The 19986-nt window shown below is 65.7% G+C and carries 14 protein-coding genes and 5 pseudogenes; 9 read left to right on the top strand and 10 right to left on the bottom strand.

The window, feature by feature from the left end; translation table 11 throughout:
- Position 1: 1 nt before the first annotated feature.
- The 4 genes from CKW46_RS04300 to CKW46_RS04285 form a co-directional block, all read right to left on the bottom strand.
- Positions 2–1210: a cytochrome P450 gene (locus CKW46_RS04300; protein WP_482052867.1), complete on the bottom strand. Its 1209-nt coding sequence runs from the start codon at positions 1208–1210 to the stop codon at positions 2–4.
- Positions 1207–1911 carry a hypothetical protein gene (locus CKW46_RS04295; protein WP_012392377.1) on the bottom strand — a complete coding sequence of 235 codons (705 nt, stop codon included), beginning with the start codon at positions 1909–1911 and terminating at the stop codon, positions 1207–1209. The genes CKW46_RS04300 and CKW46_RS04295 overlap by 4 nt, the downstream gene beginning before the upstream one ends.
- Positions 1912–1948: 37 nt before the next feature.
- On the bottom strand, positions 1949–2497 hold the full coding sequence (locus tag CKW46_RS04290; RefSeq protein WP_015354165.1) for a hypothetical protein: 549 nt from the start codon (positions 2495–2497) through the stop codon (positions 1949–1951).
- A gap of 142 nt (positions 2498–2639) precedes the next feature.
- Positions 2640–3809, bottom strand: coding sequence for a CoA transferase (locus CKW46_RS04285; RefSeq protein WP_015354164.1), 1170 nt, complete (start codon positions 3807–3809; stop codon positions 2640–2642).
- A gap of 116 nt (positions 3810–3925) precedes the next feature.
- Here CKW46_RS04285 and CKW46_RS04280 point away from each other — a divergent pair.
- Positions 3926–5081, top strand: a pseudogene (locus CKW46_RS04280) (phosphotransferase).
- Entirely contained in the window at positions 5078–5755 is a 678-nt protein-coding gene (locus CKW46_RS04275; RefSeq protein WP_015354162.1) for a DUF427 domain-containing protein, read from the top strand. Before CKW46_RS04280 ends, CKW46_RS04275 begins: the two are co-directional and overlap by 4 nt.
- A gap of 22 nt (positions 5756–5777) precedes the next feature.
- On the opposite strand, the pseudogene CKW46_RS04270 reads toward CKW46_RS04275, so the two are convergent.
- Positions 5778–6699, bottom strand: a pseudogene (locus tag CKW46_RS04270) (LLM class F420-dependent oxidoreductase).
- Positions 6700–6713: 14 nt separating this feature from the next.
- The gene (locus CKW46_RS04265) at positions 6714–7604 is read right to left on the bottom strand and encodes an acyl-CoA thioesterase (RefSeq protein WP_482052866.1); all 891 of its coding nucleotides are present in this window, start codon (positions 7602–7604) and stop codon (positions 6714–6716) included.
- A 92-nt stretch (positions 7605–7696) separates the two neighbouring features.
- On the opposite strand from CKW46_RS04265, the pseudogene CKW46_RS04260 reads away from it, so the two are divergent.
- From CKW46_RS04260 to CKW46_RS04250, 3 genes and pseudogenes are all read left to right on the top strand, one after another.
- Positions 7697–8553 (top strand): annotated as a pseudogene (locus CKW46_RS04260) (SMP-30/gluconolactonase/LRE family protein).
- Between the two features lie 39 nt (positions 8554–8592).
- Positions 8593–9408 (top strand): annotated as a pseudogene (locus tag CKW46_RS04255) (thioesterase family protein).
- Between the two features lie 58 nt (positions 9409–9466).
- Positions 9467–10012, top strand: a complete 546-nt coding sequence (locus CKW46_RS04250; protein ID WP_012392368.1) for a TetR/AcrR family transcriptional regulator — start codon at positions 9467–9469, stop codon at positions 10010–10012.
- Positions 10013–10018: 6 nt separating this feature from the next.
- Here the strand turns inward: CKW46_RS04250 and CKW46_RS04245 are convergent, their stop codons facing one another.
- The 3 genes from CKW46_RS04245 to CKW46_RS04235 are packed head-to-tail and all read right to left on the bottom strand — an operon-like array spanning position 10019 to position 13222.
- On the bottom strand, positions 10019–11359 hold the full coding sequence (locus tag CKW46_RS04245) for an FAD-binding oxidoreductase (protein WP_015354160.1): 1341 nt from the start codon (positions 11357–11359) through the stop codon (positions 10019–10021).
- A gap of 20 nt (positions 11360–11379) precedes the next feature.
- Entirely contained in the window at positions 11380–12120 is a 741-nt protein-coding gene (locus CKW46_RS04240; RefSeq protein WP_015354159.1) for a glucose 1-dehydrogenase, read from the bottom strand.
- 19 nt (positions 12121–12139) lie between these two features.
- Entirely contained in the window at positions 12140–13222 is a 1083-nt protein-coding gene (locus tag CKW46_RS04235; protein ID WP_015354158.1) for an NAD(P)H-dependent amine dehydrogenase family protein, read from the bottom strand.
- 105 nt (positions 13223–13327) lie between these two features.
- Here CKW46_RS04235 and CKW46_RS04230 point away from each other — a divergent pair, with 105 nt between their 5' ends.
- The 3 genes from CKW46_RS04230 (at position 13328) to CKW46_RS04220 (ending at position 16970) form a co-directional block, all read left to right on the top strand.
- Positions 13328–14236, top strand: coding sequence for an alpha/beta hydrolase (locus tag CKW46_RS04230; protein ID WP_015354157.1), 909 nt, complete (start codon positions 13328–13330; stop codon positions 14234–14236).
- Between the two features lie 135 nt (positions 14237–14371).
- A complete protein-coding gene (locus CKW46_RS04225; RefSeq protein ID WP_041299896.1) occupies positions 14372–15889 on the top strand; it encodes a PE family protein in 1518 nt (505 codons plus the stop codon).
- Positions 15890–16040: 151 nt separating this feature from the next.
- The gene (locus CKW46_RS04220; protein WP_275540286.1) at positions 16041–16970 is read left to right on the top strand and encodes a PE-PPE domain-containing protein; all 930 of its coding nucleotides are present in this window, start codon (positions 16041–16043) and stop codon (positions 16968–16970) included.
- Here CKW46_RS04220 and CKW46_RS04215 read toward each other — a convergent pair.
- Positions 16936–18138 (bottom strand): annotated as a pseudogene (locus CKW46_RS04215) (ISAs1-like element IS2404/ISMul1 family transposase). The gene CKW46_RS04220 and the pseudogene CKW46_RS04215 sit on opposite strands and share 35 nt — an antisense overlap.
- 365 nt (positions 18139–18503) lie before the next feature.
- Between CKW46_RS04215 and CKW46_RS04210 the strand changes: the two are divergent.
- Positions 18504–19985, top strand: coding sequence for a PE-PPE domain-containing protein (locus CKW46_RS04210; protein ID WP_499018809.1), 1482 nt, complete (start codon positions 18504–18506; stop codon positions 19983–19985).
- Position 19986: the final 1 nt, after the last annotated feature.

Genomic DNA, 19986 nt, shown 5'->3' with positions numbered 1-19986 from the left:
GTCAAACCTCCACCGGGATCTTGTTCCATCCCCACTGGAAGCTGGATGGCAATCGGGTGGCCTGCGCTGCGCAGATCTGGAATTCGGGCACCCGCCGGAACCATTCCTGCAGTAGTACCGAGATTTCGAGCCTGGCCAGGTGATACCCGATGCAGAAGTGCTGACCACGGCCGAACGCCAGGGAGCGCCGGATCGGCCGATCCCAGATGAACTCGTCGGGATCCGGGTACTCACGCTCGTCGCGGTTGGCCGAAGCCAGCAGCGTGATGACGCGCTGGCCCGGCTCGATGGTTTGGTCGCCTATGGTGAACGGCTTGCGTGCGGTTCGGGCAAACCATTGTGCGGGGGCACAGTAGCGGATCATCTCCTCGCGCGCGACGTTCACGTTGGACTGCGGGTCGGTGCGCACCGCCGCCAACTGGTCGGGACGCCGGCTGAGCTCCCACAGCCCGTGCGCCACGATCTTGGGCACGGTCTCGGTTCCCCCGATGAAGATGCAGAGCATCTGGGTGGCAACCTCGGTGTCGTCGAGCGCACTGCCGTCGGGCAATCGGTAGCGCAGCAGACCGTCAACAACCGGAAGCTCCCCGGTCGGATCCGCCCGGCGCTGCCGCACGACCGGGACCAGGAACTCCAGATAGTTGGGCCGAGTCTCGGCGGTGTCGACGCCGACGCCAGGTTCGGTGAGGCTGCCCGCATTGACGGCGGCAAGCACCTCTGGCGCCAAAGAGGCTGGCATTCCCAGTAGTTCGCATACGATGCTGGCCACCACCACACCGCCGTAGTCTTGGGTGAGGTCGAATGAGCCTTGCGGCAGCAGCCGGTTGAGTCGTTCGTTGGCTAGCTCGCGGATTCTGGCTTCGAGCCCGGCCACGGACTTGGGCCGAAGCGGTGGGGAGTGCGCGCGGCGGATCTCGCCGTACAACGGTGCGTCGAAGACCGCATGAAACGGCAGCGGATGCCACGGCGGGTCGTCCACCGGGCCGCTATTGTGCCGGGCCAGCACCGACGCGGCCGGAAACGTCCCCTCCGACGCGACGAACGTTCCGTCGTTGACTTCCAGTACCCGCCGGATGTCGTCGAAGCGCGAGATCGCGAAGGTATCCCATTGCGGCAGGTAGTACACCGGGTGTTGGTCGCGCAGGACGCGATAGTAGGGCAACGGGTCGGCCATCACCCGGGCGCCGAAAGGGTCGTAGCTGAAGTTCACTGCAGCGGCGAAGGCGGTAGGGACTGCAGAATGGAGTCTTCCCAGCCGTCACGCAGCGCCGGGGCCACGCTCATCCATGTGACGATCTCGGCGGGCGGGCTCTCCTTCCAGGACGGGTAGTGGTTGGCAAAGCACTCCCAGCCGCCTTCCAGCGCCCAGTAGTGGATGACCTCGTTGTAGCGAAACGTCGTGGTGAAGGAGCCGAGCCAGTGTTTGCCCGTGCGCTCCGACCAGGGCACATAGAGTCGCTCCAGTTCTCGGATGTAGTCATCTTGGCGGCCCGGCTTGGTTTGCATGATCTCTTGAATCACCAGCGGGGCAGTGAAATTGGATGCGCGTAGCTGTGCCAGGGTCTTGTTGGCCGGACCCGGGTACATGATCCGCCCCTCGCCACGCGCTCCGATGTCCGCCAGGAATGCGGCCCACTTCCCGGCCGCGGCTTCCTGGCTGCCGCCTTTGGCCTGTGCGGCACCAATCCTGGAATAGTCGGCGAAGCCATCTATCTCCCAGATGATCGTCACCTCTGGCCAGCGGCCGTTGTAGGGGGTGGACTCCCAGATCGCGAACAGCCGGGCGCCAAGCTCCTCCATCATCGGCTGACAGACTTGGACAAACAGTTCGGTGAAGCGGTCGCTTCGCCCGGATCCCAGCTTGATCGTCTCGTGCAGATACAGCAGCGTATGCCCGTAATATTTTTTCATCGACCCTCAGGTTCCTCGGGTTCACCGGGTTCCCCGGCTAGCCCGACCACGCCGTGTCGGCGAGTAGCTGCTCGACGGAAACAACACAGCCGTAAGGAATTCCGGCCGCCGTTAGCGCCTGCCTTTTGAACGCCAGTGCCGCGGCACTGAGCACGTGTTGCACCGGGGCGATCGCGCGATCGACCCCCAGCGGCCACCCCTGACCCCACAGCGCAACTTCGGTCCACCGGCACTGCAGGGCTTCGGTTAGCTTCGCGCGCACTCGCTCATCGGCGGCAAAGGCGGCGGCGCCGACGGCCAGGCTGTGGCCCATCGGAGCGCGGCCGGTCAGACCCGCTTCCAGGTCCATCGCGGTTGCCCCGAGGATCTGCAGCGGCCGGATATCGTCGCCGCCGGGCACCAGCACTCGCACCTGCCAGCCGGCCATCACCCGGTCGCACAGCCAGCCTCCAGCCGCCTGAACTACGTCGATGACGCTGGCGGCCACGACCTCGACCCGATAGTGCAGGCCGTCGTCGTCGGCACCGGTTCGTCGTAGCGTGCCCCTGTCCGCCGTGGCGCCGAGGTCCAAAGTTGGAGTGAGCATCGATCCATCCCTCTTGCACGGGACCACAGCCGGACCCGCGCGGACTGCCGCGTTTGCCATGGGCCGCCCGCCACACCGAGCCGCCCGCCCCTCATCGGACAGCGTGACACTTTCGGGAAATTTTGTAAAGGCTCGCGCGCGGTCAGGACTTGCGGCGCGCCGCCAGTTCACCCAGCACTTGGTCGGTGTGCTGACCGAGCTGCGGCGCCACCGAACGTGGCGTGCATGGTGTGCCGTGAAAGTCGGCGGGGGTTGCCACCATCGGCACACTCGAGGCCCCGTCCGGCACGTCAACGATGCCGCCAGCGGCATGGAACTGCTCGTCGGCGACGATGTCTTCGAGGCTGTTGATCGGCGACCAGAAGAAATCCGGTTCAGCGTCGAAGATCTCGGTCCACTCGGCGAGAGACCTGGTCGCGAAGATCTGGTCCAGTTGCGCGATGAGCTCTACCGCGTTGGTCGCACGCCCGCGCGCATCGCCGTAGCGCGGATCGGCCAGCCAGTCGGGGCGTTCAACGACGCGACACAGGGCGGGCCAGTGCCGGTCGATCTCCAGTCCGACGATCCAGAATCGTCGCCCGTCGCCGGCGGTGTAGTTGTTCATGCACGGGTTGCCCATTGATTCACGTTGTCCGATTGCGATCTGCTGACCGGTGAGCAGGTAGGTGTTGAGGTCAAAGCTCACGGTGTAGGCCCCCTGGCGATACAGCGATGTGCTCACCAACTGGCCCGTCCCGGTCCGCTCCCGCGCCAGCAGCGCGGCACAGACGGCGGCGGCCAAGGTCATGCCGGTCGTGTGGTCCCCCATGCCGCCGCGCTGAAACGGCGGCGTGTCCCCGGGCCGGGTGAGCAGATGCGCGAGGCCACCGCGCGACCAGAAGGCCGCCACATCATAGGCGGCGCGATCGGCGTCGGGCCCGGTCTCTCCGTACCCGGTGATGAGCCCGTAGACGAGGCGTGGGTTGCGATCGGACACCGCAGCGAAGTCGAGCCCCAGCCGTCGCAACGCCGCCGGGCGCACGTTGGTGATGAAAACATCAGCGTCGGAGAGCAATTCGTACGCAAGCTCGCGGCCGGTGTCGGTGGACAGGTCCAGCACGACGCTGCGCTTGCAGCGGTTGTCCATCTCGAACGGCGGGTTCATCCCGAGATCGCAGCCCAGCATCCGGCCGAACAGCCGGCCCGGATCGCCGGCCGGCGGTTCTATCTTGATCACGTCGGCACCCCAGTCGGCCAGAATGGCGGCCGCGGCCGGCGCCGCGACCCAGACCCCGAGCTCGACAACCTTGATGCCTTCCACCGGTCCCGCCATGGCTCCTTCCTACTCCGGTAGGCACGCGGCATCGCGCCCGTATCGGCACCCAGGCCCTGCATTTACACTGTTTACAACATTTGTAATGTAGGGGTGGTGCCTTGCCGGAAAACAAGGTGATCGCGCTGGCTCGCCTAGCCACTCATCTCGGCCGTGGCCTCGGCCGGGTGGCAACCGACGCCGTGCTGCGCAACGCCAGAGCATTCCCCCGCCGCATCCACGACCTGGATCCGCCGGCGTTGTCGGAAATCATGGGGCGCAGGGTGTCCTCGGTGTCGGTGCTCGATGACAGCAGTGGGACGACGTCGCGGGCCCGACTAGCGCTGAGCGGCAACGACGTTCCCGAGTCGGTGTTCGTCAAGATGGCGGCGGCTACGGCCGCGACCAGATTTATCGGCGAGCTCGGCCGGCTGGCCGAGACCGAGGTGAGTTTCTACCGCGACCTGTCCCCCGAGTTAGCGCCCGACGCCCCAACGGCATACGGCTGCGCGTTCGATCCGCTGACCGGCCGATTCGTGCTTGTCCTGGAAGACTTGGCAGCTCCCGCCGAAGGGACATGCGATTTCTCGGACACGCTGCATCCGTTCGACAACGATCAGGCCGCCCTGGTGGTCGAACTGCTTGCCCGCCTGCACGCGACGTACTGGGTACGGCTCAATCACGGCGGTGTCCGACCATTTGGATGGCTGTATGCGGCCTCGCGTGATCCGAGCGTGCCGCTGGTTCCCACCATGCTGCGGGCCTCGTGGCGCAGGTTGGGCGGGCACGCCGCGGCGCTCCTGCCAGGTCGCGACTTTGTCTTCGAGCACTACCGGGCGATCACCGGACTCATCGACGCACCGCCACACACCGTGCTGCACGGCGACGCGCACCCGGGTAAATTGGTATTTCCGCTCATCGGGCGGCCCGCTCGCGGCGGGTCTGCTCGACTGGCAGGCGGTCCGGCTCGGCCACCCCGCCCGCGATCTCGCTTACACGCTGATCACCGGCATGACCACCACCGACCGTCGGGTCACCGAGCGCGAACTGCTCGACGTCTACCGCCGTGCATTGGCCGCCGCCGGCGGACCGGAGCTGGACCGCGAAGAGCTATGGCTGCGCTATCGACAAGCCGCCGCCTACGCCTATGTCGCAACCACGATCGTGGCCGGCCTGGGCGGCATGCAGGCCGCAGACATCGCGCTCACCGGCCTGGACCTGACAGTCGCGGCCTTGCACGACCTGCAGACCGTGGCCGCGTTACGGGCCGCCGATCTAGGAGGAACGTCATGAGCCTGGCGGCCGGGCATGGCCCGCTCAGCACGCATCCGGCCGGGCGCTTCTGCCCGCCGGTGCCCGATGGTTTGGTCTACGTCGAGCCACATCCTCGGCGTATCCAGGCATTTCGCGATGGGCGCCTGGTAATCGACACCGAGCGCGCGCTGATGGTGCACCGACGGGGCCACCCGCTGCGCTACGTGTTTCCCACCGACGAGATCACTGACCTACCGACTCAGCCCGAGACCGCCGCACCCGGCTTCGTCCATGTTCGGTGGGATGCCGTCGACATGTGGCTCGAAGAGGGCCGCCGACTCGTGCACTACCCGCCGAATCCCTACCACCGCGTCGACTGCCGCCCGACCACGCGGCAGCTGCACGTCGAGCTGGCCGGCACCACGCTGGTGAACACCCAGGACACGGTGATCGTGTTCGAAACTTCGCTGCAACCACGTCTGTATGTGACGCCCGCGCAGGTACGCACCGACCTGCTGGTGAGGTCACAGACCTCCAGCTACTGCAACTACAAGGGCGTGGCGACCTACTGGTCGGCCGTCGTCGGCGACATGGTCGCCCCTGACATCGCCTGGAGTTACGAAGATCCGCCGCCGGAAAGCGTTCCGATCAAAGGGTTCTTGAGCTTCGACGAAGGGGCCGTGCAGGTCACCGCGGAGTTGCCAGCAAGGTAGCCGGCACATCGGGGCGCCAGGCTCAGGCCGCTTCGATCACCTGGACGCGAAATCGGTCGATACATTCCAGCGCGTGCGCAAGGCCGTCACCGGGCAGACCGACGTGCACCCACGTCACCCCGAGCGTCGCCAGCTTTTCCAAACCGCCCAGGTAGGCGTCGGCATTGAAGTCCGCGCTTGCCGGACCGCCGCCGTCGAAGTTGGTGAAGGTGACATCGATCGCGGAGAAGTCCCGGCCCGCCGCGTCACATTTGCGCCGCAAATCGTCGATACCGGCGGCGAGCCGATCCGCCGAGTCGATGGCCGCAGTGCCCGCCGTCTGCGCCAGCGGTGCCGGCGCAGGGAAAGGACACCAGCCGTCCCCGTGGACGGCGACGCGTCGGCGCGCTGCCGCCGTGTTACCGCCCACCCAGATGGGCGGGTAGGGATTGCTGGCCGGGCCGGGGGTGGGCGGTGATTCCCCGCGCGCTGAAATGGCGTCCCTCAAAGGATATGTCGTCGCTGGTCCAGACCGCCCGGATCACCTGCAGTGCCTCGTCGAACAGCTCGGCGCGTTCGGAATGGTCCACACCCAGCGCCGCGAACTCCCGCTTGAGATAACCCACGCCGACCGCGAGGATGAACCGACCACCCGACAGTAGGTCCAGCGTGGCAGCGGACTTCGCCACCACAAACGGGTTGCGATACGGCAAGACGACGATGTTGGGAATCAAGCGCAGTGACGTCGTTTGTGCCGCCGCAAAGCCCAGTGCGACAAAGGGATCCAGCGAGTCGTGGCCTCCCGCCTCGAGCCAGCGCTGCGACGGTGCCGGGTGGTCGGTGAAGCCGAAGCCGTGAAAGCCGGCCCGCTCGGCCGCCGCCGCGACGGCCGCGACGCCGGCGCCGGAGGCGAGTTCGGGGTGGTACGGATGACTGTGCATCGGGTGGGTGATGATGAAGCGCAACGATATTCCCGCCGCTAGAACCGCGACCGGGCATCGATCGAGGTGTCACTGGTACGAAGCGGCCGGATCAGCGCCTCCTGGGCGAACGAGGCGATGAGGGCGCCCTGTTCGGTGTGCACCGTGCCGCGCACATAGGACATTCCCGCGCCGACCTGAGTGCTCTCGTGGCTGTAGAGCAACCAACCGTCCCAGCGCACGGGTTCATGGAAAGCGACCGAGATCGTCATCGGCGCGGTCGACACGCTCAGATGGGCTTGGCTGGTGCCGATGCCCGGATGCGCCCCCATGGTGGTTGAAATCCCAAGGTGGCCGGTGAAATACGCGATCAGCGCCTTGGCCAGGTCGTCGCGGTCCGGAATTGGTTCGTAGTGCAGCCACGCATACAGTTCCGGCGGCCCCACCTCGTCGGGACTGTTGACGTCGACGACATCGACGAGCCGCAACTGCCGGCCGGCCATCGGCATTTCCGAAACGTTGGCGTCGGCGGGCGCAACCACCGGTGGGCGCGGCAGGTGATGCTTGATCACATCCCCGGTGGGGATGTCGGCCAGCACCGTCACGGTCAAGCAGCGCTTGCCCTTCTGATTGGCCGCGACGATCGCGGTGGCCGTCGATCGGCCTTCATGGACTACGTCGAGGACCAGTTCGAGCGGCGGGCCGACGATGACGGCGCGGCAGAAAACGGCGTGCGCCGAGCGCACCGACTTGCCCTCGAACCGGCTCGCCACGGCCATGATGGCCTGCGCGACCACTTGGGTGCCTTCCACCACCTGCCGCCCGTCGTGGCCGGCGATTCCAGTGTCGGCGGTGAACCGATCGACCCCCTCGGCGCGCACCTGGAAAAGTTCGAGCAGGCCATCGACTGACCACTGGGCCTGTTCAGAATCTGTGGTCAATGCGCTCACCTCGCTGTCAGCTCCCGGCTCAGCGTGACATTTTGGACATTGTTTGTGAAGCACGGACGCCGGGTCGCCCCGCGTTGACAGCGGCACCCGAAGTGCATGACACTTTTGCCGTGATTTGTAACGGCACGCGTCGAGAGGTAAGCCCGCTGGCTCGCGGCTTCTGTTTCGGCGAGGGGCCGCGCTGGTTCGAGGGGCTGCTCTGGTTCTCCGACATGCTGGGCGAGGCCGTACACACCTCGGACATGCACGGCTCGCTGACCACCCTGCCGCTGCCCGGCCACTCCCCTTGCGGGCTGGGGTTCCGGCCCGACGGGACACTGTTGATTGCGTCGGCGCACGACCGGCTGGTCCTGCGCTACGACGGCGACACCGTGGTCACGGTCGCCGATCTGCGCGACTTGGCACCCGCCGACCTCGGCGACATGGTGATCGACCGTGCGGGCCGCGCCTATATCGGGTGCCAGTCCTTCTCGGGCGGCGTGATCATCCGGCTCGATACTGACAACAGCGCACAGGTCGTCGCCGAGGACCTCGACTTCCCCAACGGGATGGTCATTACCCCCGACCACGACACGCTCATCGTCGCCGAGTCGGTCGGCCGCCGGCTCAGCGCATTCACCGTCAGCGCCGACGGCGCGCTCAACGACCGCCGGGTCTTCGCCGCGGGCCTGGACGGGCCCCCGACGGCATCGCCCTCGACGCCGAGGGTGCGGTCTGGGCGGCCATGACGCTGGCTCACCAATTCGAGCGGATCGTCGCGGGCGGGGTGGTGACCGACCGCATCGACATGGGTGATCGGGTTGCCATCGCATGCGCATTGGGCGGGCCCGGACGCCGCACGTTGTTCCTGCTGTCCAGCACCGACGCGTATCCCAAGCGGCTGATCGGCACCCGGCTTTCCCAGCTGGATGCCGTCACCGTGGCCACCCCCGGCGCCGGCCTGCCTTGACCGGCCCCGGCCCCGGCCCCAACACGGAAGAGTGGTGATATGACCGACTCCTATTGCGAGCTGATCGATGACGCCGATGCGCTGGGCGAGAAGTTTGCCGCGACCGACCTGGTGCGCGGCACCTGGTCGGCCTCGATCCAACACGGCGCTCCGGTGTCGGCGCTGCTGGTCCGAGCGCTGCAGCGATGCGCCTGGCGTGAAGACACCCGGCTGAGCCGGGTGGTCGTCGACTTGATCGGAGCGGTGCCGGCCGACGGCGACCTTTGGGTGAGTTCGCGGATCGAACGCGGCGGCAAGCAGATCGAGTTGGTCAGCGCCGAGCTGGCCGCGCCAGGCCCCGATGGCCGGCCCCGGGCGGTGGCCCGCGCCAGCGGATGGCGACTAGCCTAGTTGGACACCCAAGAACTCCGCCACGCGGCCGAACAGCCGCCCCGCCCGCTCGCCGAGGCCCGCAACCGCAAGCTGGCGCCGATGAGTTGGGACCGCAACTACGTGCACAGCCTGGACTGGCGCTGGCTCACCGAGCCGATGACCCCGGGCCCGGGTGAATGCTGGATCAAGCCGACCGTGGATCTGGTCAACGGCGAGACCATGACGCCGCTAGAACGGCTGTTCGCGGTGGCGGACTGCGCCAACGGCATCGGCAGCAAGCTGGATATCACCAAGTGGACCTTCCTCAACACCGACCTGGCCGTGCACGTGTTCCGGATCCCGGCCGGGGATTGGATCGGCATTCGTGCCGAAACCAGCTACGGACCCGACGGAATCGGCACGGCGGCGGGCACCCTGTTCGACCAGCAAGGTGCGGTCGGCACCATCGCGCAATCGGTCCTGGTGCGCCGGCGGGCCCGATGATGTTGGAAAGCAGCGCCAAAATCGGTGACACCCGCGGATCTTTCGTAAGGTTTCAGACATGAGCCAGGCGTTTGGGGCAATCGACACCACTGACGGCGACACGTCGACGCGTCAGCGCATCCTCGCGGCCACCGCCGAAGTGCTGGCGCGCAGCGGCAAGACCAAGCTCAGCCTCTCCGAAGTCGCCGCCCAGGCGGGCGTATCGCGCCCCACGCTCTACCGCTGGTTCGCCTCCAAAGAAGAGTTGCTCGCCACGTTTTCACGCTATGAGCGCCAGGTCTTCGAAAGCGGCTTGAGCAAGGCCACCGCCGGATTGAAGGGCGTCGACAAGCTCGACGCCGCTTTACGATTCATCGTCGACTACCAATATTCCTACTCGGGCGTGCGGATGGTCGACATCGAACCGGAGCTCGTCATCTCCCAGATGTCGGGTGTGATCCCGGAAATGCGCGAAGGGCTGCAGCGATTGTTGCCCGGCCCCAACGCCGCCGTCAAGGCGGCAACAGCGATCCGAATTGCCATCTCGCACTACATTGTTCGAAGCGATGACGCCGACCAGTTCCTCGCCCAGCTGCGCCATGCCGTCGGCCTCAAGGGCGGCTGAACGGAATCAATCGAACAGCACCGCGGGGTTGAGGTAGCCGGTCGGGTCCAGCGCCGCCTTGACGGCCCGCATCACCGCGATGTCGGTGTCCTCGCGGGACATCTGCAGATACGGTCGCTTGCGGCTGCCGATTCCGTGCTCCGAGCTGACATTGCCGCCGCACTGCGCGATGAGCGACATCATCTCCTGGTACAGCGCCGGCTCGCGCGGCACCGGGCAGCGCAGCACATTCAAATGCACGTTGCCCTCGCCGATGTGGCCGAACAGCAGCGGAATCGCCTCGGGCACGTGCGCCGCGACCAACGTCGCCGCTGCGGCGGCAAATTCGCTGATCGCCGCCAGGGGCAGCGAAACGTCGAACTTCAGCGGCGGACCATATACACCCAACACCTCGGCCAAGGATTCCCGAATGCGCCACAACCGTTGCTGCGCAGCAACATCCACGCCCACCGCCGGATCACCGCACAACCGTACGCCGTCGAGCAGATAGGCCAGCCGCTCGGTTTGGTCGTGGTCGGCGGCCAGTTCCACCAATAGCAGCCAGTCCCCCGGCACCGGAGCCGGCACCCCGAGATGCTCGCGGGTCAGCGCCGCGGCCCGGCCGTCGATCAGTTCCAGTGCCGCAATCCCGCCGACATCACGAAACACCCGGCCGGCATCGACGAGTGCCTCGAGGTCGGCGAAGCCGCAGACCGCGGTCAGCCGGTGCGACGGGGTGGGGTGCAGCCGCAGGTCCAGCGCGGTGATGACTCCGAGAGTTCCCTCGGCTCCCACGAATAGCGCCAGCAGGTCATAGCCGGTGTTGTCGCTGCGCACCAGGCTGTGCCGGCGTAACACCGAACCGTCGGGCAACGCCACGTCCAGGCCGACGACCTGCTCGCCCATGTTGCCGTAGCGGACCGTCCGCAGCCCGCCGGCGTTGGTGGATGCCATCCCGCCGACGGTCGCGGACTCCCGCGCCGACAGATCCACACCGAACACCAGTCCGGCCGCGGTCGCGGCGCGCTGCACCGCCGCCAGAGTCGCCCCCGCGCCCACCGCGACTCGGCGCTCGAGGGTGTCGACATCGGCGACGTCGCAAATCCGTTCGGTGGACAACAGCACGTCGTCGTGTTCGGGCACGGTCCCGGCGACCAGCGAGGTGCGGCCGCCCTGCACGGTGACGTGCGCCCCGGCATCCCGGCACACCCGCAGCACCTCGGCCACCTGATCGGCCGAAGCCGGGCGCACCAGCGCGCTGGCCCGGCCCCGATAGCGGCCGGTGTGGTCGACGCTGCGGCCGGCCAATACGTCCGGATCGGTGAGGACATGACTGGAACCAACCACATTCGCGAGACTGCGCAGCATGCTCGTGGTTATAGCAAGTGCTAAAACTGCTTGTGCGGCACGTCGGTGACCAGGCCCCCATCCATCACAAATTCGCTACCGGTCGCGTAGGACGCATCGTCACTGGCCAGGAACACGACGAAGGTCGACACCTCACGGGACTCCGCCGGTCGCCCCAGCGGAATGGTGACCATGTCGTCGGGCAGGTTGGCCGTCATCGGCGTCCGAATGAAGCCGGGGTGAATCGAGTTCACCCGGATGTTCAGCGGCGCCAACTCCAGGGCCGCCGACTTGGTCAAGCCGCGCACCGCCCACTTGGACGCGACATAGGGGTGTACCGCCGGAGCGCCGCGCAGGCCCTCGATCGACGACACATTGATGATCGAGCCTGAACCGGCAGCGGTCATGGGCTCGACCGCCGCCCGCATGCCTAGGAACGTCCCGGTCAAGTTGACGTCAATCACCTTCTGCCACTTGCCGAGATCGAACTTCTTGAGTTGCCCGAGCGCGACGATCCCGGCGTTGTTGACCAGCACGTCGAGCTTGCCGAACTCGTCGACGGCCGTCGCGACCGCGGCCTCCCACTGGTCGGGTTGGGTGACATCAAGGTGCACATAGCGCGCCGCGTCCCCGATCTCCTCGGCCAGCGCCTTGCCCTCCTCGTCGAGGATGTCGCCGATCACCACCTTGGCGCCTTCTTGCACCAGCAGTCGCGCATGTGAAGCGCCCATGCTCCGGGCGCCGCCGCTGATGAGTGCAACCTTTCCGTCTACCCGTCCCATGCCGTCGTGATCCTTTCGGTTAGTTGGAGACCATGGGCGTGTACAGCCCTTTACCCGTGATTAGGGGCAAGTCCAGTGTCGTCCTGATGCCCGGTGTCGCCGTGAGGACCGCCGGGATCGCGTTGACGATGCGGCCCGCGGCGCCGACGATGGCGGCGTGGTTGTGATCGCCGTTGCGGCTGCTCGGAACGATGTCCACGGCATAGGACGGCTCGCCGGTGATTTCGATGCGATAGGACCCTCCACCGGAGGCGGGTTGGGGCCAATCGGGTCGTAGGTCGGGCCGCAACCGGGTGATGTGCTCGATGACGATGGCGGCCTGCCCGTCGACCATGCCCCGGATCTCGAATTGCAGCACGGCTTGGGCGCCCTTGGCCACCGGCCCCACCGCGATCTCAAAATCTTCCGGCGCCGGTTCACGCTGATATGACTCGGTGATTTCGTCAACCTCGATACCCAGGCCGGCCGCCAACTGGCGGATCGCCGTCCCCCAGGCAATGCCGAGCACGCCCGGCTGCAGCAGCATGGGCACCTCGTCCAGGGATCTGCCGAACCCCATGTAGTGCATGACCTCTGCGCCGTCATAGGAGGCATAGTCGTGGATCTCCATGCAGCGCACCTGCTCGATGCGCTGACAGGTTCCGGCCAAGGCAAACGGCAGGAGGTCGTTGATGAACCCCGGGTCGACACCGGTGATGAAGATGCTCGAGTTCCCCTGCTCGGCAGCGCGTTGCACCCGGGCAATGTATTTGTCGGGGATAACGCCCCAGGGGTATTGCAGCAAGCCGGGCGAAGAGCCCACGACATTGCTGCCGGCCGCCAGGATGCGCATCACGTCCGCCATTGCGTCGGGCAGCCGGGTGTCTCCCATCGCGCAGTAGACGACGCACTCGGGCGCGGTGGCCAGCACCGCATCCAGATCGTTGATCGCCGCGATCCCGGTCTCGATACCCACCCCGGCGAGGTCGCCGGCGTCACGGCCCACCTTCTCGGGCGTGGATACACACACCGCGGTCAGCTCGAACGCCGGGTTGGTCACCAGCTCGCTCAGGGCCAGCCGCCCGACGTTTCCGGTTCCGACGTGAGCAACCCGGATCGCCACGGGGTGTCCTCCACCCCGCCGCAACGCTGCAACTTTTCTAGACAGTAGTCCATAATTCTTGGAGGTGACGAACGCCGTCGGCCCCTGCCGCAAAGGAGAGCCCCGATGACACAACGCCAGGACGTGCGGTTCCCCTGCGGCGAGGCATTGATCAGCGCGTGGCTCTACCGGCCCGCCGGCGCCGACCCCGCGCGCCCGGTGCCCATGCTGGTCATGGCGCATGGTCTGGGCGCGGTTCGCACCATGCGCCTGGACGCCTACGCACAACGGTTCAGCGCGGCCGGCTACGCCTGCCTGGTGTTCGACTACCGCAACTTCGGCGACAGCGAGGGCCAGCCCCGCCAGCTACTCGACATCAGAATGCAGCTGCAGGACTGGGCGGCGGCGGTGGCCTACGCGCGCACCTGCGACGGGGTCGACCAGGCCCGGATCGGCCTGTGGGGCACCTCTTTCGGCGGCGGGCATGTGATCGCGACGGCGGCCCGGCTACCGGGCATCGCCGCGGTGGTGGCGCAGTGCCCGTTCACCGATGGCATCGCCTCGGTGCTCGCGATCGCGCCGACCACGGCCATCCGTGTCACGGCGCGGTCGATGCGCGACCTCATCGGATCCCGGTTGGGCAGGCCGCCGGTGATGATTCCCACCGCGGGCAAACCGGGCGAGGTTGCCCTGATGACCGCTCCGGACGCCTACCCGGGCTACCTGGGCCTGATGCCGCAGGGCACCCAGGTGCCCAATGAGGTCGCGGCCCGGATCGGGATCAAGGTGCTTGGCTACCGTCCGGGACGCAGCGCGCGCAAGATCGCCTGCCCAATCCTGTTCTGCGTGTGCGAAACCGATTCCGTCGCGCCCGCCGGTCCCACCCTGCGCTACGCCGCCCGGGCTCCTCGCGGTGAGGTCATCCGTTATCCAGAGGGGCACTTCGCCATCTATCTCGGCGACGCCTTCGAACACGTAGTGGCCGATCAACTCGGCTTCCTCGACAAGCACCTGAAGCCGGCCGGCCAGCCCTAAGAGGTTGCCCAAACGCCGGAATTAACGGCGACACCGTTTTACCCTCTGATTGATACCTAATACCCGCATACCCGCGGTTCCGGGTTGGTCCTGATCGACCGGGCCTGGGCCCGGATTGCGGGGAAGGACGGGGAGATGTCGTACGTTCTCACAGCGCCCGACCTATTAGCGTCGGCGGCCACCGATGTAGACGGAATCGCCGCGACGCTCCAGGTGGCCAATTCGGCGGCCGCGGCCCCAACCTCGGGCCTGCTGGCGGCGGCACAGGACGAGGTATCGGCAGCGATCGCGAAGGTCTTCAGCGCCTACGGCCAAGAGTACCAGGCGGCCATCGCCCAGGCGTCGGCTTTCCATACCGAATTCACTCGCGCGCTGGCGGCCGCGGGAGCCGCCTATGCGCAAGCCGAAGCCGCGAACGCGAGCCTGATAACCGCCGGGGTGTCTGACGCGCTCACCGCCATCACCACACCGATCCAGTCGCTGTTGGGGCCGGCGGCGATCGGCACCGGAGGCGCGGGCAGCGCCGGTGCCCTCACCGCGGTCAGCTCGACCCTGATGGCCGATCCGGTAGTCGCGCTGATCATGGGCGGCACCAGCGTCCCACTGCCCGGGCCCGGCTACGTTTCGGACATCAACAACAACTACATCCAGCCGCTGTTCTCCGGAGCCATCCCACAAGCGTTGTTTACTCCCGAACAGTTCTGGCCGGTGACTCCCGGGCTGGGCAACTTGACGTTCAACCAGTCCGTCGCGCAAGGCGTGACGCTGCTGAACGACGCCATCAACACGCAGCTGGCTCTGGGCAACAAGGTCGTCGCGTTCGGCTACTCGCAGAGCGCCACCATCGTCAACAACGAAATCCTGGCGCTGATGGCGATGGGGACCGGTGCCCCCGACCCTGGCGACCTGTCGTTCATCATGGTCGGCGCCCCCAACAATCCCGACGGCGGCCTGCTGGCCCGCTTCCCGGGCTTCTACATCCCGTTCCTGGACGTGCCGTTCAACGGTGCGACCCCCGCGGCCAACCCCTACCCGACCTCGATCTTCACGGCGCAATACGACGGGATCGCGCACGCTCCGCAGTACCCGCTGAACATCCTGTCGGACATCAACGCCATCATGGGGTACTTCTACGTGCACGGGAATTACCCGGATCTGATGTCGGGACAAGCCATCCAGTTGCCGACGTCTCCGGGTTACACCGGCAACACCGACTACTACATGTACTTGACCCAGGACCTGCCGCTGGTCCAGCCGATTCGCGACATCCCCTATGCCGGACCACCGCTCGCCGACCTGATCCAGCCCCAACTTCGGGTGCTCGTCGACTTGGGCTACTCCGATTACGGACCGGGCCTGAGCTACGCGGACGTGCCCACCCCGGCCGGACTGTTGTCGGTGCCCAACCCGTTCGCCGTCAGCTACTACCTGCTCAAGGGGAGCCTGCAAGCGCCCTACGGTGCCGCGGTGGAAATCGGGGTCGAAGCCGGATTGTTGGGACCGGAGTCCTTCCCCGACACCTATCCATGGGTGCCCTCGCTCAACCCGGGCCTGAATTTCTACCTCGGCCAGCCGAGCGTGACGCTGCTATCGCTGCTCAGCGGTGGCCTCGGAGACATATTTCATCTGATTCCGCCACCTGTCTTTCCATGAGTGGCTTCCATGAGTGGCACTAGCAATAGCTTGCGGAAAATGCCGCGCTGGCCCGCGGATTCGCTCTACTGTCGGTTGCGTACCTCAGCTCCGCCGGTTCCGGGTTTGTCCCGGCCCAGCCGAGCGGCCCCGGTCTAGAAAGGGCGCGGATATGTCGTACGTGATCACGTCGCCCGAGATGTTGACGACCGCGGCAACCGACCTGGACGGGATCGGGTCGGCGATCAAGGCGGCCAGCGCCGCCGTTGCGGGTCCGACCACCGGTGTGGCGGCCGCGGCCGCGGACGAGGTTTCGGGAGCCATCGCAAAACTGTTCGGCATGTTCGGCCAGGAATACCAGTCCGTCGTCGCGCAAGCCGGCGCATTCCAAACGGAGTTCACCCGGTTGCTGGCGACCGCGGGGGATAGCTACGCGATCACCGAAGCTTCCAACGCGCTTGGTGCGCTCAACACGCAAGCCCAGACGTTGCTGGGTGGGGCCTTCGGCACCGCCGCGGTGACTTCGGCGACGGGCCCACTGGCCGCGGGCACCCACGTCGCGTTCGTCATGGGCGGCACCGCAATACCCTGGCCCGACGCGACGTATGTGACGGCGGTCCAAGATCTCTTCATCGATCCCCATTTCCCGGGGTTCACCACACAGGTCCTCTTCACGCCGGAGCAACTCTGGCCATTTACCAGCAATCTGGGCAGCCTGACGTTCGGCCAATCCGTCGCCCAGGGTGTGGCCATATTGCGAGATGCGCTCAGTGCCCAACTCAACGACCCGGCAAATACCGCCGTCGTCTTCGGCTACTCGCAAAGCGCCACGATTGCCACCAACCAAATACGCGCTTTCATGAGCCAGCTGAATCCGCCCAGTCCCAGCCAGTTGTCGTTTGTGCTGACCGGCAATCCGAACAACCCCGACGGCGGCGTCCTCGAACGCTTCAACGGTCTTTACCTCCCGATTGTGGATGTGTTGTTCAATGGCGCGACCCCGCCGGATTCGCCCTATCCCACCGCCATTTACACCGCCCAATACGACAGGGCTCCGGCGTTGTTGATTAGCAGGCTTGTGAGCTGGGGAATTGTGGATTGAGGAGGTCTAGGCGGCGGTTGGCGGTCAAAGCGGTGATCCGGCAGGCTTCGGCGATGTTGTCGGCGCCGTTGAGGCGGTGCAGATTGATCGCGGTGTTGCGTAGCGTTGCTAGGACCTGTGCGCCGTTTCCGGTATGTGCCCTTTGACGGTCTTCGTCGAAGGTGACGTCGCGTATCCAGTGCAGGCTGTTCTCGATTCCCCAGTGTTGACGCATCCAGGTCATGATCGCGGTAGGGCGGGCGTGCTCGAACGGCAGGCTGTAGATGGCATAGACCACCTCCACGCTGCGCTGGTCGGTGGCGGTGATCAAGCGTTCACGAGTGATCCGGATGATTTGTTTTGCGTAGGGGAAGCCGATTCCTCGTGCAGCGGTGATGATTTGCAGGGTGCGGGTCTCGACACGGCCGTGGCCGCGGGAGTCGTCGGTAGCGGCTGCGGGCACCTCGGCCCAGGGCAGCGCGGTGATACGCGCAAGTATTTTGGCTTGGTTGGACTTGACGATCATCAGGTAGTGCGACTTCAAGGTGGCGCAGATCAACTTCGCGGTGACGACCTGGGTATGCATCGCATCCACGGTGACCAGTCACCGCAAGCTACCCGGCAGCAGCGTGAGCAGGGCACGTACGCAGGGAATTTCATTGCTTTTCTCGGCGACAGCGAGTTGACCGAGCACCAATCGGGCACGGTGGGCGAACACCGACACGAGATGCGTGGCTGTCGCTTTGGCGCGTAAAGCACCACGCAGCATCTTGCCGTCCAACGCGATCGGCACCAATCCACTGGGGTCGCTGCTGGCCACGTGTGCAGTGAAGTAACTGCCCATCCTGGCGTTGAGGTCGGCGGGGTCTAGCCGAGACAAAACAGCGCGGAAGGTCTTCTCACTGGGCCGCCGGAACCGGACCCCTAATTAGGCCAACACATCATCGGGAGCGGTGGCCGCCCATGTAGCAAAACCAGCATAGCCGCGCATCCCCGCGGCAGTGGCCAGAACCGCGATCGCCAACAAAGCCATCAGCGAATACCTCCGACCGCGTGGGTCCCTCGGGTCTGGCACCGAGGCCAACACATCGAGAAACTCCGATCCGATGAGCTCGCTGCGCTCACCAGGACTCCAGCGGTCGAACACCTCTGGAACCGACGACACAGGCAATACTGAAACGGTAGGCACGGGCAACTCCAGACCAACGACGAACAGTAACCAACTCGATCGTTCTCCAGATAGCCCGTGCCTACACTCCGGCCCCAATAGCGCGGCACCAAAGATCATCAACCCAGCTCACAAGCCTGCTAATCAACAACGCCGGAGCCCTGGTCCTGGGATTGATTCCCTCCGCGGTGCGCGGCGGCCGCGCATTCCAGCCGCACCGAAAACGAACGCACAATGTGTCATTGGCGTAAAAGCTTTTTTAAATCGCCCCAACTGTCGACTAGAACCGTTCTACGCTCGCACTAGAACTCAGGTTGCGTGATGACCGGGTTGAGTGTCGTCTCTGAACGACGGTGAAGCGCCCGGATTGCGGGGAAGGCGGCGATATGTCGTATATGCGAACCATCCCTGAATTCTTGAGCACGGCGGCCGCGGATATCGGCGGCATCGGATCGGCGCTCTCCGACGCCAGCTTGGCCGCCGCCGACCCGACGACCAACCTGCTGGCGGCGGCAGCCGACGAAGTGTCGACCGTCGTCTCGAAGGTATTCGGCGGCTACGGGCTGTCGGCCCAGGCGGTCCTGACCCAGGCAAGTGCGTTTCACAACGAATTCACCGAACTGCTGGCCAATGCCGGGGGCATATTCGCCCAGGCGGAGGTCGACAACGCCGAGGCACTGACGAACGCGGTGGGCGAATTCAGCGAGCCGTTCATACAGCTGTGGGACCCGGCTTATACCTATGTCGGCTCCAACAGCGCCACCGGACCTAATCCCCAACCAAACGAGCCGTCGCTGACCCCCGAATTCGCGTTGATCATGGGCGGAACCTTCGACCCGCAACCGTTCCCCTTGTACGTGACGACCATCAACAACGCATTCATCCAGCCCTTCTTCCCCGGCGCGACCTCGGTGGGCCTGTCTTATCCCGCACAGTTCTGGCCGCTCACATCGGGCCTGACGCTCAATCAGTCGGTCGCCGAAGGCGTCATCGATCTGAATAACGCACTCAGCGTGCAGATCAACGGGGGCCAGCACGTCATCAATTTCGGATTCTCACAAAGCGCGGTGGTGGCCACCCAGGAAATGCAGCGCCTGATGGCCCTGCCCGTCGACATACGACCGGACCCCAGTGACCTGTCCTTCGTGCTGGCCGGCAATCCCGCCACCCCCAACGGAGGGATCTTCATCCGCTTCCCCGGAATGCACATCCCCTTCGTGGACTTGACGTTTACCTCGCCGACCCCGCCGGACACCCCTTACCCGACCACCATCTACGCCACCCAATACGACCCCACCAGTGATTTCCCTCGATACCCGCTCAACATCCTGTCCGACCTCAACACCTTGATGAGCCTCGGCCACCACGAGCTGTATCCGAATCTCGACGTCAGTAACGCCGTCCAGCTGCCAACCTCACCCGACTACACCGGCAACACCACCTACTACATGTTCATGACGAAGAACCTGCCGCTACTCGAACCGGTTCGCGCCATCCCCTTCATCGGCAACCCGATAGCCGACTTCATCCAGCCCGACCTGCGGGTGCTGGTGGACCTGGGCTATTCGGATTGGGGATCCGGCCAGGATTACGCGAACGTCCCCACCCCGGCCACGCTGTTCCCGATACCCAACCCCTTTGTGATCGGCACCGATCTGGTCATCGGGGCCGTGCACGGATCCACCGCCTTGGCGGTGGATCTTGGCCTGCTGCCGGCATCGGCGCTACCGAATGCCTATCCGTATCTTCCGTCCCTGGACACGGATCTGAATTTCTTCCTGGGCCAGCCGGGCGTCACCGTCATTTCGTTGGTCACCAATGCCATCGGGCCGGTGCTGCAAAGGCTTCCGGCGATCAACCCCGGCTAGG

The sequence above is a fragment of the Mycobacterium liflandii genome (genome assembly GCF_022354805.1).
Classification (GTDB): Bacteria; Actinomycetota; Actinomycetes; order Mycobacteriales; family Mycobacteriaceae; genus Mycobacterium; species Mycobacterium marinum.
This window is presented reverse-complemented; position numbering and strand designations above follow the sequence as displayed.

Bases quoted from the DNA above. Each gene is read 5' to 3' on its own strand.
- CKW46_RS04210 (WP_499018809.1), top strand. From the start codon at position 18,504: ATGTCGTATATGCGAACCATCCCTGAATTCTTGAGCACGGCGGCCGCG.
- CKW46_RS04285 (WP_015354164.1), bottom strand. From the start codon at position 3,809: ATGGCGGGACCGGTGGAAGGCATCAAGGTTGTCGAGCTCGGGGTCTGG.
- CKW46_RS04220 (WP_275540286.1), top strand. From the start codon at position 16,041: ATGTCGTACGTGATCACGTCGCCCGAGATGTTGACGACCGCGGCAACC.
- CKW46_RS04290 (WP_015354165.1), bottom strand. From the start codon at position 2,497: ATGCTCACTCCAACTTTGGACCTCGGCGCCACGGCGGACAGGGGCACG.
- CKW46_RS04250 (WP_012392368.1), top strand. From the start codon at position 9,467: ATGAGCCAGGCGTTTGGGGCAATCGACACCACTGACGGCGACACGTCG.
- CKW46_RS04275 (WP_015354162.1), top strand. From the start codon at position 5,078: ATGAGCCTGGCGGCCGGGCATGGCCCGCTCAGCACGCATCCGGCCGGG.
- CKW46_RS04240 (WP_015354159.1), bottom strand. From the start codon at position 12,120: ATGGGACGGGTAGACGGAAAGGTTGCACTCATCAGCGGCGGCGCCCGG.
- CKW46_RS04295 (WP_012392377.1), bottom strand. From the start codon at position 1,911: ATGAAAAAATATTACGGGCATACGCTGCTGTATCTGCACGAGACGATC.
- CKW46_RS04225 (WP_041299896.1), top strand. From the start codon at position 14,372: ATGTCGTACGTTCTCACAGCGCCCGACCTATTAGCGTCGGCGGCCACC.
- CKW46_RS04230 (WP_015354157.1), top strand. From the start codon at position 13,328: ATGACACAACGCCAGGACGTGCGGTTCCCCTGCGGCGAGGCATTGATC.
- CKW46_RS04245 (WP_015354160.1), bottom strand. From the start codon at position 11,359: ATGCTGCGCAGTCTCGCGAATGTGGTTGGTTCCAGTCATGTCCTCACC.